Here is a 20,505-nt window from a genome sequence, read left to right as displayed (position 1 = left end):
GTGACGGAATGATCTGGGCATTACGGGTAGGGCGGTGAACTGAAGAGAGGGCCGAAGCCCTCTGCAACAGCAGGAGTCAGCCCTCGGGGAGGGTAATGTTGAGCTCCAGGATCTCACAACCGGATTCACGATCCAGCTGAATGTTAACGGCGTCCTGGTCAACCGGGACGTACTTGCGGACCACCTGCAATAGTTCTTCCTGCAGCTGGGGCAGATAATCCGGGCCGCCACGGGTGGAGCGTTCCCGGGCGACAATGATCTGCAGCCTTTCCTTGGCAACAGAGGCAGTAGACTGCTTTTTCGGCAGCAGATAACTGAAGATGCTCATCCTTAGCCTCCAAACAGCCGGCCCAGTAGACCTTTCTTGTTAACGGTGGTGAAACGATGGGGGATATTGTCGCCAAGGAAGCGGGCAACGGCGTCGCTGTAGGCCTGGCCGGCATCAGAGTCGATATCCAGAATAACCGGGCTACCAGCGTTGCTGGCGTTCAATACGGCCTGGGATTCCGGGACGACGCCAAGCAGTTCGATAGCGAGGATTTCCTGCACATCTTCCACTGACAGCATTTCGCCCTTTTCCACCCGTTCCGGGGAGTAGCGGGTCAGTAGCAGGCGGGCGGGAATATCGCCTTCGCCCTGTTCGGCATGACGTGTCTTGCTGGCCAGGATGCCGATCATGCGGTCGGAATCGCGAACACTGGACACTTCCGGGTTGGTGACAACCACGGCTTCGTCGGCAAAGTAGGCCGCCATCAGTGCACCTTTTTCGATACCGGCCGGACTGTCACAGATGATGTAATCCATCTGCATGTCATTCCGCAGGGCGTTGAACACGCCTTCCACCCCTTCCTGGGTGAGGGCGTCCTTGTCGCGGGTCTGGGAGGCCGGGAGGATGAACAGGTTGTCCACCTTCTTGTCCTTGATCAGCGCCTGTTTGATGTTGGCATCGCCATTGATCACATTCACCAGGTCGTAGACCACACGGCGTTCACAGCCCATGATCAAATCCAGGTTGCGCAGGCCCACATCAAAATCAATAACGGTGGTTTTAAAACCGCGCAGGGCAAGTCCCGTCGCCAGTGCTGCACTGGTTGTGGTTTTGCCGACGCCACCCTTGCCGGATGTCACGACCACGATCTTTGTCACGCTCTTCTCCTTACCTTCTCAGTCCCTGAGCGCTATTTAAGCGCGGTAAAATGCATTGCCTCGCCCTGCAGGGACAGGTGCACAGGCTGGTTTCGGTGTGCCTCGGGAAGATCTTCAGCCACCCGATAATGCCCGGCGATCGACACCAGCTCGGCATTGAGCTGCTGACAGAAAATCCGGGCACCGGTATCGCCCCGCACGCCGGCCATGGCACGGCCGCGCAGGTTGCTATAAACATGGATGTTACCTTCTGCCATGAGTTCCGCGCCGGTACTGACCGGAGCAAGCACAATCATGTCCCCGCGGCTGTAGACCTGCTGGCCGGAACGCACTGGCTGTTCTACCACCAGGGTTTCCACCTGCTCGGCAGGGCTGGGGGTATTGTCCGCGGTATTTTCCTGGCGGGGGGCTTCCGCACGGCGGGGGATATCGCGCCCGCCGCTAAGGCTCAGCGTGCCAAGGCCGACCATGGAGGCTGTGGCTTCATCGATACGCTCGTTGCGAGCCAGAGCCACCAGATTCACACCCAGATTGCGCAGGGTATCCACGGCGGGCATCAGGTCGGCGGTGTCGATCTCCACAGTATCGGGAATGTCGATTACCACGGGGGCATGCTGCAGCCATTCCGCTGCGTCCTCCAGCCGCTGGCTGATTTCCAGATGTAGCTGGTGCGCATCGAGAGTATTGAGCTGCAGGACCGTCATCATCAGCATGCGGCCCTTGAATTCGAGTACAGATTTTTCTTCTACGACTGCTGTCATTCCTGACCTGTGTAGCTGGGCGAGGCGCTGCGAGCGCGGGAAAAACCCGGAGGGGCAGAATTTTGGCAAAGCGTAGACCAAAGAGAGGGCGCGGGAAAGCGCCAAAAGGGTGATAAAAATGTTAAATCTTCATGTGCGGGGAGTGACGTTGATTCAACTGCTGGAAAAAACAGCATTTGATTAAAAAACGATCATTTTTTCTTTTTGTTGAACTGTGAGCTGGCTGGAATTCGAGCATTGAAGTCGCGAGGGACGAGTTTCGAGTTGCTAAATCTAGAAAGCCTGAGGGGCCAAAGGTATTGCTCTTCGAAACTCGCTTCTCGCTACTCGAAACTTGTGAGCTAGAAAAGCTGAGGCGGAGCACTACCGTGCTCCGCCAAAATCGAGGCTACATCACCGGACGTTCTGCGTGCACTTTCACCTTCTTCAGATTCTTGTCGAAAGCGTCGGTGAGCAGGCAGTCGTAGCGCATGGCGTCGTACTCGTTGACGGCATCCACCTGGGATTCGCTGATGATGCCCTTGGCAGCCGCATCCTTGAGCTTGTCGAGTACGCTCTTGCCTTCCAGCTGACCCTTGCCATCGGCTTTCAGGAACGCCAGCCAGGCAGGCTCCACCTCCAGCAGCTTGTTATAGGTGGCTTCCACGCGCCCAATGGCATCCTCGGGATCCTGGGAGATATAGGCCGGTTCTGCCAGGGCGTCACGCACCGAGCTGGGCTGCATGATCATTTCGCCCAGCTGGCGGATCTGGTCATCACTGGGGGCCTGAGCATTGCACGGGCGCCCGAACGGGAAGAACAGGCCCTTGAGCAGATGGCCGATGCCATAGAAGCCAAAGTTGCGGTAGAACGCCTCCAGCGAGTCATGGGCACGGCTGAACGCACGCCGCAGAGCGTAACTGGCATGGGCGTCGTTAGCTTCATCCCGTGGCAATGTGGCGTGATACTTGAGGATGGCACAGGCAATCAACAATTGACTGTGTACATCGCCCAGTCGAGCTGAAAGCAGCTCACGTCGCTTCAGGTCACCGCCGAGCAAAGCCAGGGCCATGTCAGAGGTGCTTGCCAGTACCGCGCTGTAGCGGCTTGCAAGCCGGTACCAGGGTGCACTGAACGCGTCCGCATTGGCCGGGGCATCAGACAGATAGGGCCCCGCCAGCGCCTGGGCGATGGCACTACTCACGTTACCCAGGGTATGGCCGGCATGAGTGAAGAACAGAGCATCGAAGTCCTGCAGGCCTTTTTCCTTGTCCTCTGCCTGGATTGCCTGGAGCTCCTCATAGAGATACGGGTGACAGCGCATGGCCCCTTGACCAAAGATCATCAGGGAACGGGTGAGAATATTGGCGCCTTCCACCGTGATGGCAATGGGGGTGGACTGATAGGGCAGGGCGAGGAAGTTACGCGGACCCAGCTGGATACCGCGACCACCCGCAATGTCCATACCGTGGTTGATCAGCTCGCGCATCATTTCAGTGGAATGGTACTTGGCCATGGCAGTCACCACGGAGGGCGCGCCATCTTCCAGAGAGCGGGTAACCAGATGACGATAGGCTTCCAGCGTGTAGGCAATGGCCGCCACTTCGGCAGAGGCTTCCTGCACGCCTTCGAAATCACCGACTGCGGTATTGAACTGGCGACGAATACGACCGAAGGCGCCGGTCATGCGGTAACCCATTTCGCCACTGGCCGTGGCCAGCGCCGGAAGGGATACACCGCGCCCAGCGCCGAGACATTCGATCAGCATGCGCCAGCCCTTGCCGGCCATGTCGGGACCACCAATGATGGCGTCCAGCGGCACGAACACATCCTTGCCGTTGATGGGGCCATTCATGAACGGGGAGCCGGGATAATGGCGACGGCCAATTTCCACCCCCTTGGTGTCCGCGGGAATCAGCGCACAGGTGATGCCCAGCTCTTCCTCATCACCAAGCAGGTGATCCGGGTCGTACAGCTTGAATGCCAGGCCAACAACGGTGGCAACAGGGGCCAGGGTGATCCAGCGTTTGGCGAAGTTGAGGCGCATGCCCAGCACTTCCTTGCCATCAATCTTGCCTTTGCAGATCACACCGGTATCAGGAATGGCGCCGGCGTCGGAGCCAGCTTCGGGACCCGTGAGGCCAAAGCAGGGAATTTCATCCCCTTTGGCGAGCCCGGGTAGCCAGCGATCTTTTTGTTCATCGGTACCGTATTCGGCCAGCAATTCACCTGGCCCCAGTGAGTTGGGCACCATGGCGGTAACCGCTGCGGTGAGTGACCGGGTGGCAATCTTGCTCATGATGCGGCTCTGCGCATAGGGCGTGAATGCCTTGCCGCCGTATTCTTTCGGGATGATCAGGCTGAAAAAGCCTTTGTGTTTGAGAAAGTCCCAGACTTCCGGAGGAAGATCCTTCAGATCGTGGAAGATTTTCCACTCGTCCAGCATGTCACACAGCTCCTGGACTTCATTGTCCAGAAACGCCTGCTCTTCATCGGAGAGCGTGGAAAACTGAATATGGGAAAAGTTTTCCCAGTCCGGGCGGCCCGAGAAAAGGTCTGCCTCGAACCAGGTGGTACCGGCTTCAATCGCTTCTCGCTCCGTGTCACCGATAGCGGGCATCACTTTGCCAAGGGCACCGTAGACCGGCCGGGAGATGAACTTCTGACGAAGATCCACGTGGTTAAGCAGTGTGACACCTGCAGCCAGCACAATAAGGGCGAGGGGGTTGATCAGCCAAGGCGCGAGAAAAGCGCTCAATAGCCAGATGACGACGAATACAACACTACCGATACCTCGAGAGACCTGTTGATAGAACAGGGTCATGAGGGTGGCAATCAACACTACAATAGCCAGAAGGCTAAGCATGGCGGTCTCCTTTGCCTGAATGAATACTTTATCCAGCGTACTCAGCGGCCATGCAGACAGCGTGAAACCGGTCTGCATGACAGATTGCTGCTGTGAGGGCGCGGTTTCAGTCTAACCTGTCTGTTCACCGGCTTGCACACAAACCGGTAAATGCGGACAGGCGATCCCTGAGACACGTCTGCATCGGATTTTGTTCACTGCATGCCTTACAATTGCGCGCAAAGACAAACAGTCAGGAGTGCGTCAGTGCAACCGAACAGCTACATCATTGAAGCCACCGAGCAAAACATCCAACAGGTGCTGGAACAATCCCGGCAGATCCCTGTGCTGGTGGAGTTCTGGTCCAGCCGGAGTCAGGCCAGCCTGGACATGGCCCCGGTGCTTGCGCGCCTGGTGAATGAGTATCAGGGCAAGCTGTTGCTGGCCAGGGTCAATGCCGATGAGCAACAAATGCTGGCCAGCCAGTTTGGTCTACAAGCGTTACCCAGTCTTAAACTGGTGGTGCAGGGGCAGCTGGCCAATGAGCTTGATGGTCCCCAGACAGAGGCCAGTCTAAGACAGTGGCTCGCGCCCGTTGTTGATCCTGAAGCCGCCGAGGCCCAGCAGGAAGAGGGGTTTATCGAACAGGTGCGCATGGCCATCGAGGCAGGCCATGGTGAACAGGCAGAAGCTGCACTTCGCCAGACCTTGCAGCAAAGCCCGGATAAACATGCCATTCGCGCCGTTCTGGTGGAGTACTTGCTGGGACAGGGGCAATTGGACGAAGCGCAATCGGTGCTGGCGGAAGTGACTGAGGATGCAGAACCCCTGCGTCCGTTCCGTGCCCGTTTTGCCTTGCTGGATAAACTGGAGGGGGCAGGGCAGAGCCTCAAAGAGCTGGAGTCTCGTATCAGCGAGTCACCGACCCCCGAAGATCTTTACGCCCACGGGCTCCAGGCGGCCGCCGCGGGCCAGTTCCGGGAAGGGCTGGAATCCCTGCTGGTGCTGCTCCGTGATCACCGTGATTACAAAGAAGGCGTAGCCCGCAGCGCTTTGTTGGAAGTGTTTGAATGCCTGCCCAAGGGCGAGCCCCTGGCCAGCGAATACCGTCGCAAGATGTTTAATTACCTCTACTGAATTTCCCCGCCTTTTCCTGCTTCGCGACTGGTGCCTGATTCCCCATCGGGAATGTCAGGCACCTCTTTTGGTGTTTCGTTTTCCTGATTCTGCCCATTCAGCATTTCGCGAGTGCCCGCCCTGAACCGCAAACCCGACGGGCAGCTGTCTGCCATTAGTTGGTGCGCCTGTTTGGGTGGCTCTGTGCTGATGTCCTTCTCTCTTTTTTGCTGCACCACTATGTTCCGTGGGGAGGCGCTAAATCAGGCCTAAAAATGCACTTAAAGAGTGCATATATGGTGCATTGGTGTTTTTTAGTGGTGCAGCTGTGCCTTTATGGTGCGATAACGCCTTGATCTATATGGGTTAAAAGTCTGGCCTGATTCTTGTATGCACTTGTGCGGTGCAAATTTACCGGCACGGCTTTGTGTTGGTGCGAATTGTTGAGGATCAGGAGATATCCATGAAAATGCTGACTGCGGTAATCAAACCGTTCAAGGCAGACGAAGTGAGAGATGCACTGGCCCAGATCGGGGTTCAGGGACTCACCCTTACCGAAGTAAAGGGTTTTGGCCGCCAGAAAGGCCACACCGAGTTGTACCGGGGAGCCGAGTACGTGGTGGATTTTGTCCCCAAGGTCAAGCTGGAGCTGGCGGTTCGGGACGACCAGCTGGACCAGGCCATTGAGGCGATCATGCTGTCTGCCGGTAACGGCAAAATTGGTGACGGCAAGATCTTTGTTCACGACCTGGAGCAGGTCATTCGTATTCGCACCGGTGAAACCGGGCAGGAAGCCATCTAAGGGGCATGTTCATGAAAAAGTTTCTTGTTGCATTGTTGATGTTGCCTTCCCTGGCGCTGGCGGACGGTCTGGATACCGGTGACAGCGCCTGGATTCTTACCGCCACCGCGTTGGTACTGTTCATGACCCTGCCGGGTTTGAGCCTGTTCTACGGAGGCCTGGTGCGGAGCAAGAATGTTCTGTCCGTGCTGATGCAGTGTTTTGCTATTACCTGCGCGGTATCTCTGGTTTGGCTGATTGCCGGTTATTCACTGGCCTTCTCCGATGGGGGCAGCATGAATGCCTGGATCGGCGGTCTGCAGCATGTGTTCTTTGACGGTATCACCCGTGAAACCCTGGAAGGCACTTTGCCGAAAAGCCTGCATGGCCTGTTCCAGATGACGTTCGCGATTATCACGCCGGCACTGATCATCGGTGCTTTTGCCGAGCGTATGCGCTTTGGCCCCATGCTGGCGTTCTCTGTGCTCTGGTTGCTGGCGGTCTACATTCCGGTGTGTCACTGGGTGTGGGGTGGCGGCTGGTTGGCGCAGCTGGGTGTGTATGACTTTGCAGGCGGTATCGTGGTGCACATCACGGCCGGTGTGGCTGCGCTGGTGGCGGCCAAGGTGCTGGGTAACCGCAAGGGGTTCCCGACCCAGGGGATGATGCCGCACAACATGACCATGACCGTGACAGGGGCGGGCATGCTGTGGGTTGGCTGGTTCGGTTTTAATGGTGGTTCAGCGCTGGCTGCGAACGGGGATGCTGCCATGGCCATGCTGGTGACGCACATTTCTGCGGCGGCAGGGTCACTGGCGTGGATCACCATGGAGTGGAAGAAGTTCGGTAAGCCTTCTGCGCTGGGCATCGCCACGGGCATGGTGGCGGGCCTGGGTACCATCACTCCGGCTTCCGGGTTTGTCGGTCCGGCGGCTGCGCTGGTGATTGGTCTGACTGCGGGTGTGGTGTGCTTCTATGCGGTGATCTTCATTAAGCACAAGCTGCAGATTGACGATTCTCTGGATGTATTCCCGGTACACGGGGTGGGCGGTATTCTCGGCACCTTGTTCGCTGGCATTTTCGCATCCACAGAACTTGGCCTGTTTTCCGGCTACGGCTTCGCCAAACCGGAATACACCATGCTGGACCAGTTGGGTGTTCAGGCGTTGGGTGTGGTCTCCACCTTTATCTACACCGCCCTGATTACCTGGGTGCTGCTCAAACTGGTTGGCCTGTTCGCCACTTTGCGTGTGGATGGCGATGAAGAGACGCAGGGGCTGGATATTGCCCTGCATGAGGAGCGAGGCTACGACCTCTAATCCTGGAATCTGAAGCGTTAGCAAAGACCCGGCCTGGTGCCGGGTTTTTTGTCCGTGAGCGACCCGTTTCACACTATTGCCACCCTCGGGGGGTTTCTATAAGGTACGGGTATGTTTCGAACGCTCGTTTGAATTGGCCCCATGGCCTCCTGCGAGGGGGCGTCGAAGCCATAACGATAGTTAAGGAGATAATAATGAGTCTGGAATTTCTGTCTGGCGAGTGGTTTGCGAAGGTTAAGGAACTGCGTGATGCAGCAGGTAACATCGAGGCACCAGCTGCCCTGGCTGACCTGGTAATCAATATCACCGTTTCCGGTGACGACGGCGAAAAGCAGCTCGCGCTGGTTGCCGGCATGATCGAAGAAGGTCATCACGGTGATGCTGAAACCACCATGATCCTTCCTGCTGATCTGGCCAAGCGCATCTTCATTGAAGGTGACCAGTCTGCCGGTATGCAGGGTTTCATGAGCGGCCAGATCCGCATCGAAGGTGACATGAGCAAGCTGATGGTGCTGCAGACTGCACAGCCATCTGCTGATCAGGTTGCCCTGATGAAGCAGATCCAGGAACTGACTGCCTGAGAGTAGTAGGCCTGGTGCTGGATGTTCGAAGCCCGACGCTTTGACTGTCTGGACACAAAAAAGCCCGCCCGGATTTCCTGGCGGGCTTTTTTTGTGTCCAGCGCTTAATGCTCGGCGTGGTTCAGATTCTGGATCGGGGTGGCGACGGCAACTTCCTGTACAGTTGTCTGCTCGAGCCAGCCGTAAGCGCTGCGGCCTTTGTTGTCCAGATAGTTAGTGAGGCTGGCCAGCCAGGACTCGGCATGCAAGGCCAGGCACAGCGGTTGGCGGCGAATGGGGTCGCGGGCAACGGTAATGTGCTCTGGGGAGGATTTGTGCAGCAGATCGGTCACCAGGGTAGACGGTGGCTGAACAAGATCGCAGGGAAGGCAGACGCAAAGACCTGACGAAACAGACAGGGCTGCCTCAAGACCGGCCATGGGGCCGGGAAACCCGGGTCGCTGATCCTCAATCACCCGATCTGCCCAGTGGCGGTAGGTCGTCTGGTTGCGATTGGCGCTGATGACAATACGGGCGGGGCGGGGGTGAAGGTGATCCAGCAGATGCGCCACCAGTGCTTTCCCGTCCAGTTCGGTGAGCCCTTTGTCGGCGCCACCCATCCTGGAGCCTTTGCCGCCGGCCAGAATGATCAGGGTATAGTCGTTCATTGGATGCCTGCTTGCGTTGGGTTCCTGCAGTGAATGGGCTATCCTCTCCGGCGCCGCAAGACGGCGTTTATTGATTCAGGATATGTTGTGACCAGTGCCCGATCCCATCTTACCGACTTGACGCGCTTTGCGCCGCTGCTGCCAGGCTACCAGCCCCGTGAGCCCCAGCTGGAAATGGCGGATGCCGTGGAAAAGGCCATACGTAGTGGCGGCACGCTCATGGTGGAAGCTGAAACTGGCACCGGCAAGACCCTGGCTTATCTGGTGCCGGCGCTATTGTCAGAAGGGCCAACACTGGTCTCCACCGGTACCAAGAGCCTGCAGGACCAGCTTTTTTTCAAGGATCTGCCCATGGTGCGCAAGGCTCTCGGTCTGCCGCGCAAGGTAGCCCTGCTCAAAGGCCGCGCCAACTATCTATGCCCCTACCGGCTGGAATTGCATCAGGAAGAGGCCCGGTTTCTGACCCGGGAGACCGCGGAGCAGATGCAGATCGTGGCCCACTGGGCCGGGCGCACTCGCACCGGTGATATCGCAGAACTCCAACAGCTACCTGAAGATGCGCCGGTCTGGCCCTGGGTGACCAGCACAGCGGATAACTGCCTGGGTACGGATTGCCCCAGCTATCAGGAATGTCCGCTCATGAACGCCCGCAAGGAAGCTCAGGAAGCGGATCTGGTGGTGGTGAACCATCATCTCTTCTTTGCCGATGCCGCCTTGCGGGGCAGTGGTGCCGGTATGGAACTGCTTCCCAGCGCCAACACGGTGATCTTCGACGAGGCTCATCAACTCCCCGAGATTGCTGCCGCGTTTTTCGGTGACACTTTGAGTACCCGGCAGGTTCAGGAACTGGGACGCGACAGCTTGTCTGAGGCCGGGCAGACCACCGCTGATCTGGCCACGCTCAATCAGCTGATTGCCAGCGTCGAGAAAGGCTGCATGGATTTTCGCCTCAGCCTCGGCGAGATGGAGCGACGTGCACCCTGGTCGGAAGTGTGTGACAACGAGGCGGTGATGAAGGCCGGCGACGACCTGCTGGAGGCCCTTCGCCAGCTGGATATTTTCCTTGGCCCATTGGGCAAGGCCAGCCGTGGCATGGAAGCCTGTTCCCGCCGAGCCAGCGAACATGTCGATTGCCTGGCGGCCTACCTGAAGGGCGATCAGCCAAACCGGGTGTACTGGTTTGAAACCTTCAAGCGCACGGTGGTGCTGCACAGTACACCGCTGTCGGTGTCCGCACAGCTTCGCGCTCAGCGCGAGCGCAATCCCTGCAGCTGGATTCTGACCTCTGCCACCTTGTCCGTGGGCGGTCGTTTTGAACATATCCAGAAGCGTCTTGGCCTGGACAGTTCAGATACCTTGCGCCTGGAAAGCCCGTTCGATTTCAAGAAGCAGGCTGTCTTTTACGCCCCAGAAGGTCTGCCGCAGCCAAATGATCCCGATTACACCCGTCAGTTGACTGAACAGATGGTGCCTGTCATTGAAGCGGCTGGGGGGCGCACCTTTTTTCTGTTTACCAGTCACCGGGCGCTCCGTGAGGCCGCCAAAATACTACGCACTGCGGTGGATTATCCATTGCTGGTGCAGGGAGAGTCGGGCCGTCGTGAACTCCTGGACAGTTTCAGGGACAAAGGCAATGCAGTGCTGTTGGGCACCAGCAGTTTTTGGGAAGGTATTGATGTGCGTGGGGAAGCGCTGAGCTGTGTCATCATCGACAAGCTGCCATTTGGCTCACCGGGTGACCCTGTGGCGGCGGCCCGCATCGAGCATATTAACCGTAATGGCGGTAATGCCTTTCGTGATTATCAGTTACCTCAGGCGGTGTTGGCCCTTCGCCAGGGAGCCGGGCGTCTGATCCGGGATCCGCAGGATACCGGTTTGTTGGTGGTGGCGGATCCGCGATTACTGACCAAGAGCTATGGCAAGCTGTTTGTAAACAGTCTGCCCAATATGACGCGTACGCGGAAGCTGGATGTGGTACAACGGTTTTTTGCCTATCTGGCCCGGCAGGGCAGTGAACAGCAACAGCCCGAACAGCGTTCTGCGGCAGACTCCCACGCTGAAATCTCCACAGGATCGTCAACAGGACAACGCGAAGCATGACCAGAATTCTCGCACTGGAAACGGCAGGTGAATCCTGCTCGGTGGCGTTGCTGGATGATAGCCTGCCAACCGGGCAACAAATCCGGGAAACTTTTGAAATCGCGCCGCGCAAGCAAACCGAATTGGCATTGCCGATGGTGGAGTCGATGCTGGGCGAGGCAGGTCTTACGCTAAAAGATATGGACTGTATCGCTTTCGGTCATGGGCCTGGTGCGTTCACCGGTGTCCGTGTTGCCGCAGCGGTGGCCCAGGGGTTGGCCTTTTCTGCCGATCTCCCAGTGGTGGGAGTATCGACACTGGCGGCCTGCGCGCTCAGCGTTCCTTTGCCGGAGTCATCGGGGCAGGTGATTGCCTGCTTTGATGCCCGCATGGGCGAAGTTTACCTGGGAGCCTATCGGGTGCATGGCAACCAGCTGGATACAGCGCTGGCGGATGGCCTGTTCAAGCCAGATGCACTGCCGGCGCTGGATGGCCAGTGGCTGATTGCCGGTTCCGGGCTGGTGTATCAGGAAGCACTTACCGCAGTCTATGACGCAAGCGCCTGTGTGCCTGACGCCCACCCCCATGCGCATGCGGTGGCCCAGCTGGCATTATTGGCATTCCAGCGTGGAGAGGCTGTCAGTGCCGAGCAGGCGCAGCCTGTCTATCTTCGCGACCAAGTGATTCAGGGAGCTGTGCGATGAACTGGGACCTTGCCAACGTCCATGTGCTGGAAGTGACTGTTCCTGCCGAATCCATCGATGTGATGGGGCATGTGAACAACACCGAATATTTGCGCTTCATGGAGCAGATTGCCTGGCATCACACCACCGAGCTTGGATTGGGGTGGGATCTTTACCAGAAGCTCAACCGCGCCATGGTGGCCCGTCGCACCGAAGTCGATTATCTGGCGCCGGCATTTGAGGGTGAGAAGTTACTCATCGGTACCTGGATCGTGGAGAACGACGAGCGGATCAGTATTACCCGTCGCTACCAAATCATCCGCGAGTCGGATGGCCTGACATTGTTGCGCGGGCGTACCCACTGGGTTTGCGTGGCGCTGGATTCCGGCAAGCCCAGGCGCATGCCTGCGGAATTCATCAAGGGTTATCAGGTAACCGCCTCCGAGGCGTAGCCCGTTTTCATCTCTAGCTGCAAGGAACACCCATGGACTGGTTTCAGGCGCTCATACTGGCGCTGATTCAGGGACTCACAGAATTCCTGCCGATCTCCAGCTCGGCACACCTTATTCTGCCGTCGGAAGTGCTCGGTTGGCCTGACCAGGGGCTGGCCTTTGATGTGGCTGTGCATCTGGGCACCTTGATGGCGGTCATGGCTTATTACCGCAGGGATATTGGCGCCATGATTGGCGGAGCAGGGCAAGCGGTGGTGCAGCGCCGTATGAATGAAGATCTTCGGCTGGGTTTGCTGGTGGTATTGGCTACTATTCCTGCTGTGGTGTTCGGCTTTTGGGGTGATGATTTCATTGAGCGCGAGTTGCGCTCCGCCCTGGTCATTGCCATCACCACACTGGTGTTTGGCGGACTGTTGTGGCTGGCAGACGCCTTCGGTTCCCGTTCCCGGACATTGGCCCAGCTGGGCTTTGCCGGTGCCTTGCTGGTTGGCTTTGCCCAGGCAGTAGCATTGATTCCCGGGACCTCCCGCAGTGGTATTACCATTACCGCCGCGTTGGCGCTGGGATTTCGGCGAGACGAGGCCGCCCGTTTTTCCTTTCTGATGTCGATCCCGGTGATTCTTGGCGCCGGTCTACTGAAAACCAAAGACCTTCTTGAGCTTCAGGTCCCTGTGGATTGGGGATTGATGGCACTGGGCGCCGTGGTGAGTGCGGTTACAGCCTACCTGACTATCGTGTTCTTTATTCGTTTGCTTGAGCGTCTGGGCATGCTGCCTTTCGTGATTTACCGCCTGGTACTGGGTGTGGCTCTGCTGGCGTGGATGGCCTGAACCATGAGTGCCGTGGTGGGGCTGCTTCCTGATTGCCCGGCGGGCTTGCCGGGGCATCCGGTAGGGAGTGAAGCCCAGGCACAAGCGGCGGGCTGCAAGCTGGTCATGGGGTTCCATGAGGAGCGCCTGAGTATTTGGATACCGCAAGGGCCTGAGACGCCGCTGTCGGTGGATTTCAACCATGGCAAGCAAGGCTATCGCCTGGATCCTGAGCGGGTCCGTCATGAGCGCCTGATCAAGGCGCTGGGCAAACCCCGTGATGATCGTTGGCGCGTACTGGATGCCACAGCGGGTCTGGGTCGCGATGCAGCATTGATCGCCCAGGCGGGTTTTCAGGTGCTGCTTATCGAGCGCTCACCACTGGTCCATGCCCTGCTTGCTGATGGCCTTTCCCGGGCGCCTGCCGCACTGGCTGGGCGTATGTGTCTGTTGCCCTGCCAGGACAGCCGTGAAACAAGAGAAGTCGATTTGCATGCGGTCTATCTGGACCCCATGTTCCCCTCCCGTGAGAAAAGTGCGGCCGTTAAGAAAGACCTGCTTTGGTTGCAGTGGCTGAATGACTATCCGGAGCGGGAGGAAGAACAGGCCATGCTGGATTGGGCGAGGGCTCAATCTCCACACCGTATAGTGGTAAAACGCCCCGCCAAGGCGCCTTATCTGGGGGGGCAGACCCCGGGATTTAGCCAAAAAGGTAAGGCGGTTCGCTTTGATGTCTACCCACTTGGTTAGTATGCCTCTCTAGCAAAAACCTTCCATTGGCTAATGTTCAGGCTTTCCGTGCATTCCCATAGTTTGAATGGGGCTTTGTTTTGTTAACGGCGTCACTTTTCTCAAGGAGCGGGAAATGAAGGCTTTTGCGTTGATGTGCGGCTTGTTGATACTGTCCGGTCAGTTGATCGCCGGACCTTTCATTCGTCTGGGCTATGGCTATTCTGATTTTCGAAGTCAGGACATGTCGATCAAGCACGACGGTTATCCTGAAATTACCTTGAGCAACTACGATCCCGGTTCGGCGGATCAGGTGTTGTTCAGCGCGGGGTATTTTGTCAGCCCGCATTTTCGCGTGGAACTTGCGCTGGATATGGGGCTGGCTGGTGAAAATACCGACCGTGTTACCTACAGCCGCGGGACTTCCGTGACAGGTGAAGTGACTGCGGAAGCCTATAGCCGGCTTTTTATGGTCAATGGCTATTTTCATTTCAATGGTGAGCGGGGCGCAGGTCGGTTTGACCCCTACATGGGTGGCGGCATTGGTCTTGCGGTGAACCGCTTTGAGAGTGTGAGCAGCCGGATTCCAACCACCAGTGCCACCATTAACGACAGTGATGATACCGACTGGGCGTTCAAGCTGGGTGGCGGGTTAATGTACTGGGTGACTGACAACCTGAGTGCCGATCTGTCCATTGCCTATACCGACGCCGGGTCGGTGACCACAGAAGACCGGGCGTTTCTGAAAGGCGTTTCGGTGCCGTTTGCCGAAGGGATGGACCTGGATCTGGAAAGCTTTAATTACGGGCTGGCTTTGTTGTATCAGTTCTGAGCATATTGTCGAGGGGCTTCCGGGCCTGGCTGGCCCGGAGCTGTGTCAGAGATCAGATGTGACTGGCAACGCGGGTAACGCGTTGAATGGCGTCACTGATATCGGGGCTGAGAATCCGATTGGCTTCATCGTCCAGAGATTCCAGTTTACGGTCAAACACCAGAGCACCCGCACCGTCAGTGGTGACCAGGCCAGTACTAAACAGCTGACTGATGAAGTTCTTGAGCACGACCTTGTCGAAGAATTCCGGTGAGTTGAATTCGTACAGCAGGGACAGGCGTTGGGCGGTCTGATGCGCCAGCTCACCAAGCTGTTCGGCGCTGAGCATGCCGGAACCGTACTGGACCAATAGCCGGATCGTCAGGTAGTAACGCTCCAGAGAAGGCATCACTGTCTGGCCCAGATGTTCCAGCATGTCCGCTTCATGGGTATGCAGAGCCGCACCGACCAGGTTGTCACCTTCACGGCTGATCAGCTGCTTTTCTTCAAGCACGGCAACCATTTCATCCACGGCCTTTGCCAGTTCTTCTCCCTCCCGCCAGTGCAGGAAATATTCATTGCGCAGGAAGGGATAGATCAACTGCACCATGCTTTTCAAGGCTTGCAGGGGTATAGCCCTGGCATTCATCACCAGAGAACAGATCAAGCCTGGCAGAATGAACAGGTGGACGCTGTTGTTGCGCACATAGGCCATCTGCAGTGCGGTCTTTTCATCGGTTGTGACGACGTCACCGAGCTTGTGCTGGATACGATCAAGGAAATCGTTTTCCAGGCCATAATCGATCAGGGCCTGAGCGTCTTCATTGGCGATGGCAGCACAGCGGCTGTAGGGCGCTTTCTTCAGCAGAGAGATGTACAGGTTAAGCTGTTCCCGCAACTGGGCGATATCCATGGTGTGCTTGGGCGATGCCAGCAGCGCCAGGCTAAGCAGGTTAACCGGGTTTGCAACGGCCGCGGCATTGATGGATTCCACCACCTGCTGGCCCAGTTCATCGACAACATGCTTGAACCACGGCGGCGTTTCACCGGCAATCGGGGCTTCCTGGCGCCAATTGTTGTGGTGCTCATCAAGGAAATCCACCAGCTTGATAGGCTCACCGAAATTTACATGTACCTGGCCGAAATAACTGCGCAGCACGGCCAGGGATTTCATCAGCCCGCCAACGGATTCCTTCTGTTTTTTCTCGCCGTGCAACTCGCCGATATACGATCCGGCTTCAATAACCTTTTCATAGCCGATATACACCGGCACAAAGGCAATAGGCTTGCGGGAATCGCGCAGGAAGCTGCGTAGCGTCATGGCTAGCATGCCGGTACGGGGCTTGAGCATGCGGCCACTGCGACTACGGCCACCTTCAACAAAATACTCAATGGAGAATCCGCGGGCGGTGATGGTGTGCAGGTATTCGCTGAAAACACTGGCGTAGAGAGGATTGTCGCGGAAGCTTCGGCGCATGAAGAAGGCCCCACCGCGGCGCAGGATGGTGCCCACCACCGGCAGGTTCAGGTTGATGCCGGCGGCAATATGAGGCGGCACAAGACCGTTGCGATATACCAGGAATGACAGTAGCAGATAGTCGATATGGCTGCGGTGGCAGGGTACATAGATCACCTCATGATCCTCAGCTACGCTGGTGAGGTTATCCATGTTGTAGATCCGTAGCCCGCCATACAGACGGTTCCACACCCAGTTCAGGAACAGTTCCAGGAAACGGATCACTGTGTGCGAGTAGTCCGCCGCAATCTCCATGACATAGCTGCGCGCCTTGGCTTCCAGTTTTTCCGGGCTGGTTTCCTGGCGTTTGGCCTCCTCACGGATGGTTTCCTGAACAGACGGGGATTCCACCACCGTGGTGGCCAATGTCCTGCGATGTGAGAGGTCGGGGCCAATGGCGGCTTCGCGCTGGCGTCGGAAGTGGACTCGAAGTATGCGCGACGCCTTGCGCACAGCCTGCTCGTCAGTCTGGCACTGGTCTACCAGAGTGCGCAGGGACATGGGCTGATTGAACTTCACATAAAGCTGACGGCCCTGGGTGACAATAATGAAAAACTTCTTGATGAAGCCGGCCGGGGACCAGTTATCAGAGAACAGAATCCGCCAGAAAGAACTTTCCTTTTCCGGGCGTCGTCCCCAGAACACGGATACCGGGACCAGCTGCACATCGGCATCCGGGTTTTCACGCAGAGCGCTGACCATCTTCTCAAGCCGCGGCGGGGAGATCGGTGCACTCTCCCGGCGGTTACTGAACTGACGACGATACAGCTGAAAGTAGCTGTGTCTGAGCCGGGTTTTACCCAATGTCAGTCCGCCCAGAGCAGATGACAGGCCAAGTTGCCGGGCGGATTGGTCCGCGGCCGCTGCATCCGAGGCGGAACGATCGCGCAACACATAGACGACCGGCGTGTTGGGCTTGAGCTGCAGATCCGCCGGATTGCCGGGCAGAGCGTTAGCACGTGTACACAGCCGAAGAAAAATACGGATCAGGAAGAAGGCCAGACGATCCAAACCAAACCAGGGATTCATATCGGGTATCAGTTAACCAATGTGTGCCAATCTTATCGGATGCACCGCTGGCAGGACACCAATGGATATTTCATTTTGTTTCAAGAGAGCAGGAATTTACATTCCCTGTTGATCCAGCTTGGCAGGAGCCGGTCAAATACCGGATATAATTGCAGGGCAATCGTGTTTTGGGCTGCTACACTTGAACCAGGGATCAGACGAATAAGGAGTTGCAGGTGTCGACACCGCAAGCGGGAATCTTTGACCGCAGTTTTCAGTATCACCTCTTTTTCGAGTTTTGCCTGACCAGTGGCCTGTCAGATAGTGCGGTGTGCGATCTGGTACACCGGGTAAATGCACTGAAACAGGCTGGAACGCCAGTGATGTTGGCGTTTGGCCCCAATCTGTGGGCGCGCCTGGACAAGCGTTTTTCGTTCCCGCCATTTTCGCTGGAAGGCCACGTTCCCGCGACCCAGGGCGACCTGTGGATCTGGGTCCAGGGCAAGAGTCGTAGCGATGTGTTCGATACGGCCATGCAGGTGCGGGATGCCGTGGGGGATGATCTGGCTGTGCAGCTGGAGCTCAGCGGCTTTGTCTATCATGACATGCGTGACCTGACCGGATTCGTGGATGGTATTGGCAACCCCACCGGCGAAAAGGCGGAACTGGCCACTTTCATTCCGGATTCGCACCCCGGTGCGGGCGGCAGCTGGTTGCTGACCCAGAAATGGGTGCATGACCTCAAGGCATTCAATGCGTTGCCGGTGGATGAGCAGGAGAGGGTGTTTGGCCGCACCAAGGCGGATGCGATTGAGTTTGATGAGGACAAGATGCCGCCGAATTCACATGTGGGCCGCACGGATGTGGACCGGGATGGCGTCCCCCAGAAGATGTGGCGACGTTCCGTACCGTTCGGTGACACCACTGAGCACGGCCTCTATTTCGTGTCCTTTGCCTGCGAGCTTGACCGTCACGATTACCTGCTGCGACGCATGTACGGAATTGCAGATGACTCCATCAAGGATCGCTTGCTGGAGTTTTCCCGCCCGGTGATGAGCTCGTGGTGGTATGTGCCGACGCAGGACTGGCTCGACAGCATCAGTTAACAGTTGATAGTGGACAGTGGCAGCGCGCGGGTCTCGTTCGCGCTTGCTGGAAGACAAGAGGCCGCGCCCAGTCATTGGGTGCGGCCTCTTGCGTTCAAGAATACCAGGATTGAACTTTGGGAGCCTGCCTGCAGGCAAAATCGCATCTTCTATCCTCGACCTTGATGCAGGTCATGACTCAGCTTGCCGGTAGGCCTATTCTGGGGGTATCAGGATAGAGGAGGGACAGTGATGTATACCGATACAATGGTGATTGCCAGCTTGGCAGTAATTGGCGGGGTTTTTCTTTTTGCCGGCTGTTTCGCCCTCTTCATCTGGCTGGATGCCGCCAACGACGAAGAACCCGGCAACCAGAAGTAATTCGCCTTTCAAACCAAAGAGACCGCGCCCATCACATGGGCGCGGCCTCTATTCGTTCAGCGGACCCGAGCGAAGCTCGTGCGCTGTCACTGTTCACTATCAACTGCCTCTTCAGTCTGTCTTCCAGCGGGTAAACATTTTCTTCAGCAGGAAAGGCGTAAGTTTCAGGGATGCACTCAGCATCTGGCCGATGCCTTTCGGGAACACGAAATGCAGGGCGTTCTTGAGGCCGTTATAGGTGGCTTCGTCGAACGGGTACCAGAAGATATTGCGTTTGGAGGGCAGGATATCCCAGTTGATGGCCTTGGCCTGGGTCATCTCTTCCAGGCCTTCAGGGCCGTGGGTTCGGCCGATACCGGATTGCTTCCCGCCGCCCCATGGGGTCTCTGAGAGGCCGTGGGTGTAAAGGTGATCGTTGACGGTGGTGACGCCGGACTGCAGTCGGGCTGCAATGGCGCGGCCACGCTTGTTGTTGCGGGTCCAGACGGAAGACGTCAGTGCCAGGTGCGAAGCGTTGGCTTTCTGGATGGCTTCTTCCTCGTTGGCAACGCGCTGCACGGCGACAACAGGGCCAAAGGTCTCGTCGCAGACAGTGAGCATGTCTTCGGTGACCTGGGTCAGCACCGTGGCGGGGAAGAAAAAACCGCTCTCAACATCACCCACCGGGCGGGATTGCGCTTCTATACGGGCACCCTTGTTGAGGGCATCTTCCACGTGCTGTTGTACGGTGCGTAGCTGGCCGGCGGTGGTCAGGCTGCCGATATCCACATCGAAGCCCTTGCAGCCCACGCCGTGGCGTAGTTGACGGGTCTTGCGGGCCAGCAAATCGACGAATTCATCATAGACCGCATCCACCACGTAGATACGTTCAACGCCGCCACAGCTTTGCCCGGCATTCTGGAAACCTGCCCAGGCAGCGCCGTTCGTGGCCCGCTCAAGGTCCGCATCTTCCAGCACCAGCATGGGGTCGTTGCCGCCCAGCTCCAGGGAAACCGGTGTCAGGGTCTCTGCGGCCTGCGCCATGAGCGTTTTGCCTGCGGGCACGCTACCGGTGAAGAACAGCTTGTCCACGCCGTTTTCAAACATGCCAGTGGCCACTTTGGCACCGGAGCCCACCACATGATGAAACAGGCCTTCCGGTAATTCGCCGGCAGCAAGAATGTTTTCGATGGCGCGGCCAACCGCAGGTGTCGCGGCAGCCACTTTCAGGATGATGGCATTGCCGGCCATCAGGCCCATGACAATCTCCCCAAAGGGAATCGACAGGGGGTAGTTCCAGGGGCTGATGATGCCCACCACGCCCAACGGCACGCGCATCACATGGGTGCGTTTGTTGAAGAACAGGATACTTCCACCGGGACGGTTGTGTCCTTTCAGGTATTTTTCGGCATTCGACGCGTACCACTTGCAGGCCAGTGCGCAGGGCAGCACTTCGGTCGCCAGGGCATCGGTGAGGGTCTTGCCATTGCTCTCGCTCACAGTGCGAGCCAGGTCATCGGCACGATCTACGATGTACTCACGCATGAGCTGGATATGACGGGCCCGCTCCTTGAATGATTTCGCCGCCCAGACGGCTTGCGCCTGACGGGCCTGCTCGAAAATTCCGGGTAACTGGTTGAGATCGGTCTCGCTCAATTCTGCCACGGCGGATCCTGTGGCCGGGTTGGTGTCCACGACGACACCAGTCTGAATCTGTTCCTGAACAGTCATGGGGGTTGGCTCCATAACGACAGGCCACTCAGTGGCCTGTTGGGGGGGATCGGGTCGGGCTGTCGCC

At 57.5% G+C, this 20,505-nt stretch carries 19 protein-coding genes; 12 read left to right on the top strand and 7 right to left on the bottom strand.

Translation table 11 applies throughout. From position 1 onward, the window contains the following. Positions 1-76: 76 nt before the first annotated feature. The 4 genes from minE to GQF00_RS03615 all read right to left on the bottom strand — a co-directional run bounded on the left by minE (position 77) and on the right by GQF00_RS03615 (position 4,752). Positions 77-328, bottom strand: a complete 252-nt coding sequence (minE, locus tag GQF00_RS03630; protein ID WP_161317772.1) for a cell division topological specificity factor MinE — start codon at positions 326-328, stop codon at positions 77-79. Positions 329-330: 2 nt separating this feature from the next. Beyond that, a complete protein-coding gene (minD, locus tag GQF00_RS03625) occupies positions 331-1,146 on the bottom strand; it encodes a septum site-determining protein MinD (RefSeq protein ID WP_161317771.1) in 816 nt (271 codons plus the stop codon). 32 nt (positions 1,147-1,178) lie between these two features. Beyond that, positions 1,179-1,907: a septum site-determining protein MinC gene (minC, locus tag GQF00_RS03620; protein WP_161317770.1), complete on the bottom strand. Its 729-nt coding sequence runs from the start codon at positions 1,905-1,907 to the stop codon at positions 1,179-1,181. Between the two features lie 388 nt (positions 1,908-2,295). Next, positions 2,296-4,752, bottom strand: a complete 2,457-nt coding sequence (locus GQF00_RS03615; RefSeq protein WP_161317769.1) for an acyl-CoA dehydrogenase — start codon at positions 4,750-4,752, stop codon at positions 2,296-2,298. Positions 4,753-4,998: 246 nt separating this feature from the next. Between GQF00_RS03615 and GQF00_RS03610 the strand changes: the two genes are divergently transcribed. The 4 genes from GQF00_RS03610 to GQF00_RS03595 all read left to right on the top strand — a co-directional run bounded on the left by GQF00_RS03610 (position 4,999) and on the right by GQF00_RS03595 (position 8,528). Beyond that, positions 4,999-5,868 (top strand): tetratricopeptide repeat protein, encoded by an 870-nt coding sequence (locus GQF00_RS03610; RefSeq protein ID WP_161317768.1) that lies wholly within the window; start codon positions 4,999-5,001, stop codon positions 5,866-5,868. 442 nt (positions 5,869-6,310) lie between these two features. Then, on the top strand, positions 6,311-6,649 hold the full coding sequence (locus GQF00_RS03605; protein ID WP_161317767.1) for a P-II family nitrogen regulator: 339 nt from the start codon (positions 6,311-6,313) through the stop codon (positions 6,647-6,649). Positions 6,650-6,660: 11 nt separating this feature from the next. After that, positions 6,661-7,947, top strand: coding sequence for an ammonium transporter (locus GQF00_RS03600; protein WP_161317766.1), 1,287 nt, complete (start codon positions 6,661-6,663; stop codon positions 7,945-7,947). 194 nt (positions 7,948-8,141) lie between these two features. After that, positions 8,142-8,528: an SCP2 sterol-binding domain-containing protein gene (locus GQF00_RS03595; RefSeq protein WP_161317765.1), complete on the top strand. Its 387-nt coding sequence runs from the start codon at positions 8,142-8,144 to the stop codon at positions 8,526-8,528. A gap of 104 nt (positions 8,529-8,632) precedes the next feature. Here the strand turns inward: GQF00_RS03595 and GQF00_RS03590 are convergent, their stop codons facing one another. Beyond that, positions 8,633-9,175: a molybdenum cofactor guanylyltransferase gene (locus GQF00_RS03590; RefSeq protein WP_161317764.1), complete on the bottom strand. Its 543-nt coding sequence runs from the start codon at positions 9,173-9,175 to the stop codon at positions 8,633-8,635. An 87-nt stretch (positions 9,176-9,262) separates the two neighbouring features. Here GQF00_RS03590 and GQF00_RS03585 point away from each other — a divergent pair, with 87 nt between their 5' ends. From GQF00_RS03585 to GQF00_RS03560, 6 genes are all read left to right on the top strand, one after another. Beyond that, on the top strand, positions 9,263-11,275 hold the full coding sequence (locus GQF00_RS03585) for an ATP-dependent DNA helicase (RefSeq protein WP_370519458.1): 2,013 nt from the start codon (positions 9,263-9,265) through the stop codon (positions 11,273-11,275). Continuing rightward, positions 11,272-11,958 (top strand): tRNA (adenosine(37)-N6)-threonylcarbamoyltransferase complex dimerization subunit type 1 TsaB, encoded by a 687-nt coding sequence (gene tsaB, locus GQF00_RS03580; RefSeq protein WP_161317762.1) that lies wholly within the window; start codon positions 11,272-11,274, stop codon positions 11,956-11,958. Before GQF00_RS03585 ends, tsaB begins: the two co-directional genes overlap by 4 nt. Further along, complete coding sequence (locus GQF00_RS03575; protein WP_161317761.1) at positions 11,955-12,389, top strand: thioesterase family protein; 435 nt, start codon at positions 11,955-11,957, stop codon at positions 12,387-12,389. Before tsaB ends, GQF00_RS03575 begins: the two co-directional genes overlap by 4 nt. A 32-nt stretch (positions 12,390-12,421) precedes the next feature. After that, on the top strand, positions 12,422-13,219 hold the full coding sequence (locus GQF00_RS03570; protein WP_161317760.1) for an undecaprenyl-diphosphate phosphatase: 798 nt from the start codon (positions 12,422-12,424) through the stop codon (positions 13,217-13,219). A gap of 3 nt (positions 13,220-13,222) precedes the next feature. Continuing rightward, entirely contained in the window at positions 13,223-13,948 is a 726-nt protein-coding gene (locus GQF00_RS03565; RefSeq protein ID WP_161317759.1) for a class I SAM-dependent methyltransferase, read from the top strand. A 115-nt stretch (positions 13,949-14,063) separates the two neighbouring features. After that, on the top strand, positions 14,064-14,759 hold the full coding sequence (locus GQF00_RS03560; RefSeq protein WP_161317758.1) for an outer membrane protein: 696 nt from the start codon (positions 14,064-14,066) through the stop codon (positions 14,757-14,759). A 52-nt stretch (positions 14,760-14,811) separates the two neighbouring features. Here the strand turns inward: GQF00_RS03560 and plsB are convergent, their stop codons facing one another. Next, the gene (plsB, locus tag GQF00_RS03555; RefSeq protein ID WP_161317757.1) at positions 14,812-17,283 is read right to left on the bottom strand and encodes a glycerol-3-phosphate 1-O-acyltransferase PlsB; all 2,472 of its coding nucleotides are present in this window, start codon (positions 17,281-17,283) and stop codon (positions 14,812-14,814) included. A gap of 215 nt (positions 17,284-17,498) precedes the next feature. Here plsB and GQF00_RS03550 point away from each other — a divergent pair, with 215 nt between their 5' ends. Beyond that, on the top strand, positions 17,499-18,368 hold the full coding sequence (locus GQF00_RS03550; protein ID WP_161317756.1) for a Dyp-type peroxidase: 870 nt from the start codon (positions 17,499-17,501) through the stop codon (positions 18,366-18,368). Positions 18,369-18,599: 231 nt separating this feature from the next. Next, entirely contained in the window at positions 18,600-18,728 is a 129-nt protein-coding gene (gene ccoM / locus GQF00_RS16725; RefSeq protein ID WP_161317755.1) for a cytochrome c oxidase subunit CcoM, read from the top strand. 111 nt (positions 18,729-18,839) lie between these two features. Here the strand turns inward: ccoM and GQF00_RS03540 are convergent, their stop codons facing one another. Beyond that, positions 18,840-20,438: an aldehyde dehydrogenase family protein gene (locus tag GQF00_RS03540; protein WP_161317754.1), complete on the bottom strand. Its 1,599-nt coding sequence runs from the start codon at positions 20,436-20,438 to the stop codon at positions 18,840-18,842. Positions 20,439-20,505 lie beyond the last annotated feature (67 nt).

It is taken from the genome of Alcanivorax sp. DP30, from assembly GCF_009882945.1.
Taxonomy (GTDB): Bacteria; Pseudomonadota; Gammaproteobacteria; order Pseudomonadales; family Alcanivoracaceae; genus Alcanivorax.
The sequence above is the reverse complement of the archived record's forward strand: the minus strand, read 5'-3'. Positions and strand labels throughout refer to the sequence as shown.